The sequence below is a fragment of the Capnocytophaga endodontalis genome (genome assembly GCF_002209445.1).
Taxonomy (GTDB): Bacteria; Bacteroidota; Bacteroidia; order Flavobacteriales; family Flavobacteriaceae; genus Capnocytophaga; species Capnocytophaga periodontitidis.
Window position 1 is genome coordinate 2,378,121 of record NZ_CP022022.1, and the last position, 12,075, is coordinate 2,390,195.

7 protein-coding genes are annotated in these 12,075 nt (G+C 38.5%); all 7 read right to left on the bottom strand.

What is annotated here, in order from left to right:
- Position 1: 1 nt before the first annotated feature.
- The 7 genes from CBG49_RS10750 to CBG49_RS10780 all read right to left on the bottom strand — a co-directional run bounded on the left by CBG49_RS10750 (position 2) and on the right by CBG49_RS10780 (position 12,057).
- Positions 2-541 carry a hypothetical protein gene (locus CBG49_RS10750; RefSeq protein WP_157668394.1) on the bottom strand — a complete coding sequence of 180 codons (540 nt, stop codon included), beginning with the start codon at positions 539-541 and terminating at the stop codon, positions 2-4.
- Positions 542-602: 61 nt separating this feature from the next.
- The gene (locus CBG49_RS10755) at positions 603-1,547 is read right to left on the bottom strand and encodes a hypothetical protein (RefSeq protein ID WP_088594464.1); all 945 of its coding nucleotides are present in this window, start codon (positions 1,545-1,547) and stop codon (positions 603-605) included.
- Positions 1,548-1,571: 24 nt separating this feature from the next.
- The gene (locus tag CBG49_RS10760) at positions 1,572-2,639 is read right to left on the bottom strand and encodes a PKD domain-containing protein (protein WP_088594465.1); all 1,068 of its coding nucleotides are present in this window, start codon (positions 2,637-2,639) and stop codon (positions 1,572-1,574) included.
- A gap of 217 nt (positions 2,640-2,856) precedes the next feature.
- Complete coding sequence (locus CBG49_RS10765) at positions 2,857-8,400, bottom strand: helicase-related protein (protein WP_088594466.1); 5,544 nt, start codon at positions 8,398-8,400, stop codon at positions 2,857-2,859.
- Positions 8,387-8,860, bottom strand: coding sequence for a DUF1896 family protein (locus CBG49_RS10770; protein ID WP_009389017.1), 474 nt, complete (start codon positions 8,858-8,860; stop codon positions 8,387-8,389). The genes CBG49_RS10765 and CBG49_RS10770 overlap by 14 nt, the downstream gene beginning before the upstream one ends.
- 40 nt (positions 8,861-8,900) lie before the next feature.
- Entirely contained in the window at positions 8,901-9,764 is an 864-nt protein-coding gene (locus CBG49_RS10775; RefSeq protein ID WP_088594467.1) for a type IV toxin-antitoxin system AbiEi family antitoxin domain-containing protein, read from the bottom strand.
- Positions 9,765-9,939: 175 nt separating this feature from the next.
- Positions 9,940-12,057, bottom strand: coding sequence for a type IA DNA topoisomerase (locus CBG49_RS10780; protein ID WP_088594468.1), 2,118 nt, complete (start codon positions 12,055-12,057; stop codon positions 9,940-9,942).
- Positions 12,058-12,075 lie beyond the last annotated feature (18 nt).

The window sequence follows — 12,075 nt, forward strand, 5'->3', positions numbered from 1 at the left end:
TTTATTTTTTTGTTATACAATGAATTTCAAGAACTCCAAATAGTCCTTCTACACCATATTTATCGTACGCTTTTTTTCCTTTTATTTCTTTTGTGAATATTTTTTTAACCTTATTTTCCTGGTTAATATTTCTTATTATACTGTCCAAATTTTTATCCTTTATCAATTCTCCATTGATATATAGTTTTTTACATCTGAATCGATAATTATCTCCTAAAATATGTTCAAGATATTCTTTTTTGTAATAAGGCCTATTCTTTCCTAACAATAGTAATTCATTATTAGATACCTTTTTTAATCTTGCATTATTAAAATCCCTTACTAATTGATATACATCTTTAGTAAGATAACTTTCTTCAGTATACATTTCTAATAGTTTTCCTTCTTTGAAATATAAAGTATCTTTCCTTTCTTGATAATAATAGATGTATTTTGCACCTCCTAAAGTTCCTAATCCTTTTTGTTTATCCCCTATATATAAGACAATACTATCTTTCTGTATTGTTAAAGTGTGATATCTCTCCTTTAGTTGATAACTCATATAAACCTGATTTAGATTCTGAGAAAAACTATAAAAAGAAATAAAGAATATAAATATATATTTACTTAACATAGATGTATGTTTTTTTTCTGACAAAGATTTTTACAAATTTAGCATATGCTTTAGTGTCTTCTGCTTTTTTATTCTTAAAGATTAATCGATCAAGTTTTTCATAATCCTCACGATTTATATTAAGTGTTTTCAATTCTTTCATCGTAGAATTTTTATCTAATGGAGTACGCGGAATTTGTTTATAAAGCCCATTTTTAAAAGGGCTATCAGCAATTTTAACTATGACATCTATATTTATCCTATTCATACTTTTAATTTCTTTAATATCAAGATGTTTATTGTTTTTATCTAAGGCATCTAATATTTTTTTAAAATTATTTTTAGCCTCTTCACCAAATGAAGTCTTGCTATTTTCTATGTCTATTTCTTCTCTATACCTCAATATCCCATCGTAGGCATATTGTCTTACATAAGCTTCTATTTCATCTGTAACATCATAGGTTATTCCAGGTATAACAACCCCTCTTTGAACAATAAAATCAATCTTTCCATTCAAAAATTGAAAAGCATGTTTTAATTCATGCAATAAACTACCAATAGAACCATCATATTCTACTCGTGCTACCTTACCATTATATTCAAATTTAGGATAGATTACTTCATCAAAATGAATGTCTATATCACTATTTAATATGGTATTTAGTTCTATAATACAGTCTTCTAATTCTTTAATTCTTGCGACTAAATCATAAAAATTTTCATAACTCTTCTTTTTTTCTCTTAATTCCTTAATTTTATCCTCTACTGCTTTTTTAATCTCTCTAATCTTGTCTTTTCCATCATCAGTAGATGAATGAGAAAACTGTCTACCTAAATCGTCTAATTCATTTTGGCATTCTTTGAGTAATTGCTCTAATGGGAGTTGAGAAATTCCATTGTTATATTTGTATAAAGTACTTCTAATTTTTGAAGCGAATAAGTCAAGCGTACTCATAATTGTTATATTTTTAAATTGTTATTATCCTTTCTTCCAGAATATTTTTCCTTTTACTTTATAATAAACATAGATATTTTGGACACAAGCGTTATCGCTGTCCTTTTGCAGGCGTAGTGTTTCTATTTTTATTTTCTTTCCAGAAATCTCTTTACAAAACTGTGTAAAAGGCATGATTTTATCGTCATTGATAACTACAGGGACTTGGTAGTTCTCACAAAGATAGTCTTTGAAATCATCTTTTGTCTTAGCTTGAGAGGCTACTCCATTGAGAAGCAGGATAAATTGCTCATTAGAAATATCAGGGACTTTTTTTGTAGAAGGAGGTGTGTCTTCTTTTTTAGGAGTTTTAGGAGCTACGGGAATATTGGTAAGCATATCTACCAAGGGGTCTTTCTGAGCTTTGCCCATAGGCAACGAAAAATTACTATGCGGTTGTTCATATACATAACTCTCCATATCTATAGGTTCTTTAGCCACTACGTGTTTGGGGGCTACATAGATAGTTTTGGTAGCAATGTGGTCTAAATCACCATTGACGATAAGGGTTATCTTCTTTTGTCCTACACGTTTGAACTTATAGGTTACAGAATCACCCACAGCATCAGTAGAGGAAGTTTCTCCAAAACTCCACTCAAATGAGATGCCTCCTTGTTTTTGTCCTATGAATTTAGTGGTTTCACCTAAGAAGACCACATCAGGAGCTTTGATGGTAGGCAGGTAGCCTACTTGTTGATTGAGAGAGGTAATGGTAAGCACCTTTTGAGAAGTACAAGATCCATTGATAGTAAGAGTTACCACATATTCTCCAGTCTTTTCATAGGTGTGGAAAGTACGTTGTCTAAAATCGGCAGGAGAACCATCGCCAAAATCCCATTTCCACGATTTAGCATTTTTGGTTTTATCACCAAACTCAATGACTTCCTTCACAGCATAGTTATCGGCAAAGACATAGAAATTAGCCTCCTCGCAATCTACATGACGAGAGCATTGGAAAATGAATAAGAAAATACCAAGACAAAGGAGTACTCCAAAACTCCAATAGATTTTAGGGTCAAATTTAGGAAAAAAACCAGTAGAATTATAATTCATATATCTTCTTGTTAAACAAACAATAGTAAATTAGAGGCGCAAATTAGTATTTTTTGACGAAACAACCAACGAAATTCAAATATATTTTCGTTTTTAGCTCATATGAAAATTATAAACACTTATTTATCAGCAGTATATAAAAACAAAGAAAACCAGCAAAACATCAGTTCTGCTGATTTTCAAAATGGAGATATACAGGTTCTTTAAGGAATAAATACTACATTTTAAACCCTCGTGAGTTTCTGTTAAGAGTCTCTCTTACAAACTCTTTCGTAGGAGTTGGAGTTTCTTGAGTTTCGCTTTTTTGACTCTCTTGTGATAGCTCTTTATTGAGTTCTTCTGCCTCTTGTACCTCTTGTTTTTCGGCTCCTTCTTGAGCCTCTTGTGGAGTATTGGAGGAGAGTGAAAGTTGTATTTTCCTATCGAGGGCTGAGAGCTCAGTTTTAAGTTCGGAGAGCTGTGTTTCTTTACCCCATACTTTCTCGATGATTTCCTTTAGAAGAGGAATGTCCTTTTGGACAAGAGCAATCTCTTTTTCTTCCTTTTCCATCATTGCAGGGATTTTCTCAATGGCATTGACAAAATTCATCACAGCCAAGTTAGGGTCACTTGCCAATCGTCCGTTGTTGTAGGTATACTTGATACCACCTTCCCCTTGTACAAAAAAGCGGTTTTCTTTTAGGTCAAGTTCGTCTTTTTTGGAGACTTCAGTCTTTACTAATATCTGAAAACCATAGATACTTCCTATTTCTTGATATTCGCCTTTAGTACGAGCGTTTTGGGCATAGTCCTGTAACTTTTGGGCTAACTGCTTTACACTGCTCTTTTCGCCTAAACCCTCCAAACGCAAAACATTGACTACCGAGCCATCTTCTCGGCGTACCGCTTTATCTGAGAAGTTTTGCCAATCCGTCTGAAAACGATACAAGCGATCTTGTAGCGCTTTCAAATCACTACAGAGGTTATCTAAACGGTTTTTAGAGGTGTATTTAGAGCGTAAGAACGTTTGTTTTTCACTCTCTAAAGCTCCAATCTTCTTTTCCAACTTCGCTTTTTCGAGCAAATCGGTATTCCCTGAGAGGATAGCTACATATTCAGAATAGTTCATTCCCGACTTTTCGTCCATAGCTCCCTCATCAATGGTTCGTTTACCTAACTTATTGTTCTTAAGTTGGTCGATAAAGAGCTGTTTGTTAAAGAGTAGATTAAACTTGTATGAGTCCAAAGACTTTTCGACGGCATAGATAATCACATCCACCTTATTATCAGCAAAATATTTGGCCACTTCATTGCCTTTGCGAATGGCACGTCCGTCCCTTTGTTGCAAGTCACTGGGTCGCCAAGGGGTATCTAAGTGATGTACAGCAACGGCTTTTTTCTGTGCATTGACCCCTGTACCAAGCATATCGGTAGATCCAAAGAGCACTCGTATCTTGCCCTCGTTGGTGTCACTGATGAGTTGCTTGCGCATTTTGTCGTTTTTAGCCTCTTGGATAAAACGGATTTCGTGGGCAGGGATGCCATAGTCTTCTACCAATTTCCGTTTGATTTCAGTGTAAGGATTCCACTCGTTGGGCTTGTAAGTACCCAAATCAGAAAAGACAAACTGAGTGCCTTTCTGTGCTTTGTATTTTTGATAATATTCATTGATTTTCATCGCACAATGAGAGGCTTTGTTATCAGGATGATCTTCATACTTATCAGAGATCATTCGCATATCTAAGGACATTTTACGGGCATAATCAGTTGCGATAAGCATTTTGGCTTTTTCCTCGGACTCGGATAGTGGCGCACGCCCCAAGAGGGTTGCATTACCCGTTTTGGCAAACTCCATTAGTTTTTGAATGAATACCTCTTGATCGGGTGTAGGGGGTATATTGTGTAAAATTTCGTTCTTTTCGGGTCTGTCTATTCCAACATCCTTTGCGGTTCTATAATCGGTTATTTCAGCGTAAAACTGCGCTAATTCGGGTACTTTGATAAAGTAGCGGAAGCGTTCTTTCTGCACAATGTTGTTAGCCACTGAAAATTCGTAATCGGTGGTCTTGCGGGCATAGATCGCTGCCCAAGCATCGAAACAGTGAATTTGTTGCTTTTCTAAGGCTTGAGGACGCAGGTACTTAAAGAGCAAATACAGCTCAGTAAGTGAATTGGAAATAGTAGTCCCCGATAAAAAAGTAGCCCCCATATCCTTACCAGTACGCTCTTGAATAGTTCGCAAGGCAAAAAGCAAATTCAGTGCTTTTTGACTGCCTTGGGAATTGCCCAAGCCTGCCACTCTATCGTGCCTTGTATTGAACATTAAGTTTTTGAACTTATGGCTTTCATCTACTAGCAGATGGTCAATGCCCATCATCTTAAAATCCACTGTATCATCGGTGCGCTCATTGATGTCGTGTTCTAAGGTTTTGAGCTTTACTTCTAGGTTTTCTTTACGTTTATACATTCCTTTAATCATCGCACGAGAGACTTCACTGCCTTGTTTTTCTAACTGCCAAAGACTCTCTTCAACATCTTGGAGTTCTTCTTGCAAAATACTCTGTTGCACTTCGGGGGATTGTGGTATCATCTTAAACTGGTCGTGGGTGAGAATCACGCAATCCCAATCATTGTTTTTGATGTCTCCAAAGATACGCAAACGCTTTTGAGGGGTAAAATCCTCCTTGCCAGGGTAAAGGATTTTAGCAAAAGGATAGGCACGGCGATAGGTCTCGGCAATTTCGTGTACATTGGCTTTAAGCCCTATAATCATCGGTTTGTGCGCCAATCCTAAACGCTTCATCTCTTGAGCAGCACAGCACATAATAAGGGTTTTACCAGCTCCTACCTCGTGATCACAAATCGCCCCATTGTTGAGCTTTATCATCCAAATAGCATCTTTCTGACTATCATACAAATCCTCTATGCCTAAACTGTCTCTATCAAGTCCAGGGAAGGACTGAAAAGAACCATCGTACTGCGGACGTACAAAACAGTTAAAAGACTGATTGTACTGCTGAGCTAAGCGGTCTTTAAACTCCTGACTCTGCTCTAAGAGCCACAGAGGGAAAGCATTGCGGATTTCATCAATCTTGCTGTTTGCCAGTTGGATTGCCTCCATATCGCGCACCTTGACTTCCTTGTCATCTATCTTGATTTTCTTGGTAATATCAGGGATAGTATTTACTAAGGCGTGTTTGAAGAGGGCAATACCATCATAGGTTCTGCTCTCACTTTTTACAGCGTATTTCTCCCAGATATGTAAGTTTTTTTGTCGGCATTCTACTGAAAACTCATCGGTTTGAGCGCTGTATTGCACACCTACCTTGGTATCGAAAAGCGAAGAGGCAAAATCACTATAGATTTGTGGGGAGATCCAACGCTCTCCCAAGTTAAAATCCAACTCTTCAAAAGGAATAGGGGTAGGAATTACCTGCCTGAGTCCCTCTAAAGCGTGCTCAATTTCTGATTGCTTAGGATGTTCAGAGTGAGTATTTTTATATGCTTCTACGGCTTTGATTTTAGTAAAGACATCCCCTGCTTGCCACTTTTGAGTAATTTGGTATTCGTCTTCTATAGGATTGTAAAAGAGTTTGCCCTGTAACTGTGCTTTGACTTCTTCCTCATTGGTGTTAGAAAGCTCAGCTATGTAGAAAATATCCACCCGCCCCAATTCACTTAGAGAAGTGAGTAGCGCCTCTTCAGCAGAAATGTTTTCATTCTTCCTCAGAGAGAATACCACAGGCTTGTGAAAGATATCTGCTTTTTGATAAACACCGTTTTTGATACGCTCTAAGTAAGGGATTTCAGCGCCTGAGGCATCGGTTTTTATTAGCTTGATATTATCAGCACTATTTAGCCGACCATAGTTCTTGACAAAAGTATCGTAAAGGGCGTTAAAATTTTCTCTTTCCGTAGGATAAGGGGTATAGGTGGTAGCCTCTTTATGGTACAAGTCAGAATAAGCATCACGCAGAGCGATATAGGCAATGGCTTTTTGTCTTTCCAAAGAAGAAAGCGCAAGAGGCACAAAGGTAGCAGCTGTTTTGTTCTTATTGAGATCTTGCAAAAAGCCCACCGTATCGGCCTGTACTACCAAAGTATCTTCTCTGAAATGAGGTAAATATTCTCCCTCAAAAGGTACAGGTTCTTTTAGTAATGATACCGCAGGAGGCGTGTAATTCAAAGCAGGAGAAGCTTTTGAAAGCACCTCTATTTCATTCCCTTGATTGACAGGATAAGTAAAAGAAAACAAGTCCAACTTTTGAGCATTCCCTAATTGAGAGGTAGTTGTTTTCTTCTTTGTTTTCTTTTTAGCTCCTGTGGGTATAGTAGGGACTGTTTTAGCTGAAATGTTGGGAGGGCTCGCTAAAGTAGCGGTGGCTTCCTGCTCTGATAGAAAATCAAAGAGACTTAGCTGAACGACTTTGGGTTCAACTTTTTGATTCTTAATTTCTTTTGACTCTTTAGAGGTGAGATTAGTATTGGAAATAGCAAAGGAAGGCTCGTTGATTTTGCTTTCAATTTCAATAAATTCTTGCCGTTCAACCTTTTTTACCTCAATTTCCTTTACCTCATTTTTTTGTGAATTAACCTCTTGTAGCTTAATTTGTGTTGTTTGGCTTTGTTGTGCTGTTTCAGGCGATAGATAATGCGCTTTAAAATCGCTTAGGATTCTTTCTTTTACCTCCTTGGCAATACCTTCTACTCCTTCACTATGGGTATAGACCATCGCAGGCTGTCCGTATAGGTTGGTGCCTGCAAGAGCATCCGTACAAATAACGTTTTCTCTTTGTGAAAGATACTCGTTTTGTAGCATCCCTTGTGGTAGCCTTGCTGTATTGCAAAACTGCTCTTCTATAGGGTTTAAAGCGCCTCTTTGACTGTCTTTTTGAAGGATAATAAGATCGCTTCCTGCTTCGGTACCTGCATAATCGGTAAAGAGGTTGTTAGGCAGGCGCACGGCAGAGACAAGGCGCGCACTGGAGAGCATCGCTTGGCGAATAATCTCATTTTGAGGGCTATCGGCTACCCCTTGAGAGGTGATATAGGCAAGGAGTCCCCCTTCCTTTACCATATCCAAGCCCTTTAAGAAAAAGTAGTTGTGTACCCTACGGGAGGCTTGTACCTTAGCAGGGTCATTGCTGCGAGAGTAACTCAAATCAAAGACAGCGGTATCGGAAAAAGGGATGTTGCTGGTTACCAAATCAAACTGATTTCTTTTCAGTGGACTGATTTGTTCGAAGCCATCGATATGTACTTGCTCCTCGGGGTAAAGATGAGAGAGCACCTTGCCTGTGAGTAAGTCCTTTTCAAAGGCAGTAACCGCAAGAGAGGGGTGCTCTTCTTTAAAAGCACGGATAAAATTGCCTCCTCCTGCCGAAGGTTCTAACATTGTTTGCAGAGGTACGCCTGTTTCCTTTATTGCTGAAGCGATAGCCGAGGTAAGACGCATTGGGGTATAAAAAGCCGTTAGCACAGAATTTCTAAGGCTTTGTACATAGTTTTGGTATTGCCTTTCATCAGCGGAATGTTCTCTAATAAGGGCATACAGACTCCTTACATCTTGCCAGAAGACTTGGTCAGCTTTTGCCCAGTACTTTAAATCAGCTTCAGACTGGTGGGGATTGAGGATAAACTTCAATCCCCCGAAGCCTGAATAGTGTTGCAAGAGTTCTCGCTCTTCTTGGCTTAGAAGCGTGCGCTTTTGCTTCTCTAAATCGAAAGCCAATGCCAGTGCACGAGCATTGCGATTAAAGCTCAGTCGTTTAAGATATGCCATTTTCTTCTATCCATAGTTCGATGGCACCCGTAAGTTCTGTGTAGAGGGATTGATAGGCAGCGGAGTGCTGAAAATCCTCATCGATTTCATTCTCGTACTTTTTAAAGTAAGGAACCAGTTCTGGGAAGATTTTTAGAGCAAAGGGGCGCAAATCCTCATCAGCTAATTGAGTGTCGAACTCCTGAGAAACGACCTCAAAGACCATATCAAAGGGAGAGAAGAAGAGCCCATCGAAGAGTACTCCTGAGGCTATTTTATCACATTCAGGAATACTGATACCTGCCTCAAAAGCCTCTTGGTAAGCCTGCGCAGCATACTCACTTCTGTCCTTGATAAAGACAGTATCAGCTAAAAGATTAGGAAAGCTCGTTTGTAACAGCTCTTTGAGTCTTAACTCGTAATAAGACAATGACCCTAAGGTAGTGTCAGAGATCTGGGGTTTGGTTTGTGTTTCTTTCATTGTTAAAATTACTTTTAATGGGTTCAACAAATTTTAATTTTTACAAAGTGTTGTTCTGCAAAGATATATTTACCACGATTTTCCAAATAGGGCAAAAAGGCTCTCCTCCCTTTTCAGGAACATCTGTTTTTAAAAGGGTTCTTCTAAATTTTTTTCCTGTGCTAAGAACTCTCTCTTTGAGCCTCTCGGCTAGTTCTTCCTCCTTGATAAAAGAAAGAACATAGCCCAAGCGCTGGAAAATAGAGACAGGTGTAGAGAGGATTACCTCTGTAGGAAGCTCTTGCCAACTCAGGTGGTTTTTAATCCTTTGAATTACCTCTACTGCTTTTTGAATGCCTCCTATCTCTTTTTCATAGAGGAGCAAATCAACCGCAGTGAGCTCCAAAGAGGCTACCCGCAAAGTTCTTTCCTCTATAGAAAAAGGTAAGGTTTTTCTTTTTACTCCTATTTCTCTTAAGTTTTTGATATCCTTTTTGACAAGGTAATGAATCTTACTTTGTCCCCTAAAGGAATCTCTCAGCGGAGGTAAGGAAGTTATCACTGTAATTTCATTTGCCTGTAAAGCCTCTTTGGGAGATAGATATACTTCTACTGCACTGAGCAGGGCTATATAGTATTCCCTTTTTAGGTGTTGCATCAGTGTTTCAATGTAGAAATAAGGCTTTCCCTCTTCTCTGATAGCTTTGTTATCAGTAGCATTACCAATGTCCACAAAACGGACGATGCTATAGATGCCATTCCAAAGAGGCAGGAGCTTTCCTTGCTTTTTAAGTGTCCCTAAAGTATTGAGAATAGTTTTTTTTTTAAGGTGAGCAAATACCTCTTTTAGCTCCTGCATAGAAAAGCTGTAAATACCCTTTTCCTCCAATGATTGTATCCACTTTCGTATGGTTAGTCCCTTCATATTGAAAATATATATCGTTGCAAAACATTTGCAAAAGTACTATATTATTTCCAAAGAGCAAATATTTTGGAACAAAAAGTTATCAACAGGAGGACTAAACTTCACTTAGGCTATGGTACATAATCAGTTGTGTTAGCTCACAGACTTTCTTTACCGAAAGTTTACCTAACCTTTGTTAGTATTTTCGCTTTTTGAAAGTTTTCTCAGGAAACTCAAAGGCAGTTTCTCCATTTTCTTTCAGACGTATATAGGCATCGAAAGTGCTGCCTGATTTGCTTTTCATTCCTTTTATCAGAGGTGTTTTTCCTTTTTCAAAGAGTGTTTTGAGCAGCTCATCAGTAAGAGGTTTGCCACATACATTCCTAAAAAGCACATAACCACAGTCCTCATCAGGGCATTTGGCTACCTTTTCAAACAGTAATAAGGAAGCATTTCTGCATTTAGGACAGGTGATTTTGAGTTTTTCTTTTTGGGGTATATCCATAGCCAAAAACGTATCAGTAAGACTATGGGTATAGGCTTCCATATCCGAAGAAAAACTATCGGGAGAGAGCTCTCCTTGTTCTATCTTTTGCAATTGACTTTCCCATTCGCCTGTAAGGGCAACATCGGCTATAGTAAGTGATTTTACCCACTCATATACCTGCATTCCTTTATCGGTAGGAATAAGAGACTTTTGTTTGCGTTCAATATAATTGCGCTTTAAAAGCGTCTCAATAATAGCGGCACGTGTGGCTGGAGTACCTATACCTGCTCCTTGTAATAACTCACGTTGCGCTTTATCTTCTAAGGTCTTTCCTGCTGTTTCCATAGCCCCCAACAGTCCTGATTCGGTATATAAAGCAGGAGGTTGGGTGGTTTTAGAAAGGATTTCAATGGCTTTAATCTTTATACTTTCTCCTTGTACAAGTTCAGGCAGCACTTGATTGCTATCACCTTCATTGTCTTTTTCACTGTCTTTGGCAGTTTCATCAGAGTAAAAACCACCGATAGCGCGCCAACCCGCTTGTAACACTTGAACACCTTTTACCAAGAAGTCAGTGTGCAGAGCCTCCAGTAGAGTCTTTTGCACTTCTTTTACACAGGGTTCAGATACCGCTTCCAAAAGTCGGGTGGCAATCATCTTGTAAATAGTATTTTCTTTTGCCGTAAGGTTGGTAGGAAAGCGCTCGGTAATAAGAAGTCCGTGATGGTCTGTTACTTTCAAATCATTAACCATCTTCTTATTCAGCGCCCCAATTTTTACAAGTTTAGCTTCATTGGCGTATGCCTCACTTTCTTGTAACAAACGTATCAGCTGTGGGATTTCTTCCCATACATCCTCTGAGATGTACTTACTACCAGTACGTGGGTAAGTAATGTATTTTTGCTCGTAGAGACTTTGAGCGATTTGCAGGGTCTCATCGGCTGAAAAGTTCCATTTTTTATTAGCTTCTTTCTGAAGACCTGTTAGATCATAGAGCAAAGGAGGTTGTTCTTTTACCACTTCTTTTTCAGTGGAAATCACCTCGGCCATTGGAGACTTTTCTAATTGTTTTTGTAAGGCTTCAGCTTCCTTTTTATCCTCAATTTTAGCTGAGATACTGAAAAAATCAGTATAGCTTTTTTGGTGCTTGAGTCGTAATTGATAAAAAGGTTTCTTTTGAAAATGTGTGTGCTCTAAAAATCTTTTACAAACCATTGCTAAGGTAGGTGTTTGCACCCTTCCTAAGGAATAAATCCCTTCACCTACGGCTATACTCAGGGCTTGGGTAGCATTGATACCCACCAGCCAATCAGCCTCACTACGTTTTTGAGCAGAGGCATACAGCAAATCAAAAGCACTTCCTTCTTGCAGATTGGCGAGTCCTGTTTTTATACCTTTTTCGGTTAAGGAGCTAATCCAAAGCCTTTGAAAAGGTTTTTGACATTGCAAATATTCATAGATATAGCGGAAGATCAGTTCTCCTTCACGACCTGCATCGGTGGCTACAATAATGGAACTACACTTCTTAAAAAGGCTATCAATGATTTTAAGCTGTTTTAAAGCCATAGGGTCTGACCTGTAACCTTTCTTATCCTCAGGAATTTGTTTGGGTACCAAGATAAAGGGGCGAGGTAGAATAGGTAGGTGTTCTCTGTGGAATCCTACACAACCATACGCCTCTGGAAGGGCTAATTGCACCAAATGTCCCAATGCCCAAGTAACAGCATAATCATTACCTAACAAATATCCATCTTGTTTTTCACTTGCCCCCACTATAGCGGCAATCTCTCTTGCCACACTGGGCTTTTCTGCTAATATAACTTTCATTTTTCTACGTGTATTGAG

Coding starts and splice junctions, on each gene's coding strand:
- CBG49_RS10750 (WP_157668394.1), bottom strand. CDS start 541: ATGAGTTATCAACTAAAGGAGAGATATCACACTTTAACAATACAGAAA.
- CBG49_RS10770 (WP_009389017.1), bottom strand. CDS start 8,860: ATGAAAGAAACACAAACCAAACCCCAGATCTCTGACACTACCTTAGGG.
- CBG49_RS10765 (WP_088594466.1), bottom strand. CDS start 8,400: ATGGCATATCTTAAACGACTGAGCTTTAATCGCAATGCTCGTGCACTG.
- CBG49_RS10780 (WP_088594468.1), bottom strand. CDS start 12,057: ATGAAAGTTATATTAGCAGAAAAGCCCAGTGTGGCAAGAGAGATTGCC.
- CBG49_RS10775 (WP_088594467.1), bottom strand. CDS start 9,764: ATGAAGGGACTAACCATACGAAAGTGGATACAATCATTGGAGGAAAAG.
- CBG49_RS10755 (WP_088594464.1), bottom strand. CDS start 1,547: ATGAGTACGCTTGACTTATTCGCTTCAAAAATTAGAAGTACTTTATAC.
- CBG49_RS10760 (WP_088594465.1), bottom strand. CDS start 2,639: ATGAATTATAATTCTACTGGTTTTTTTCCTAAATTTGACCCTAAAATC.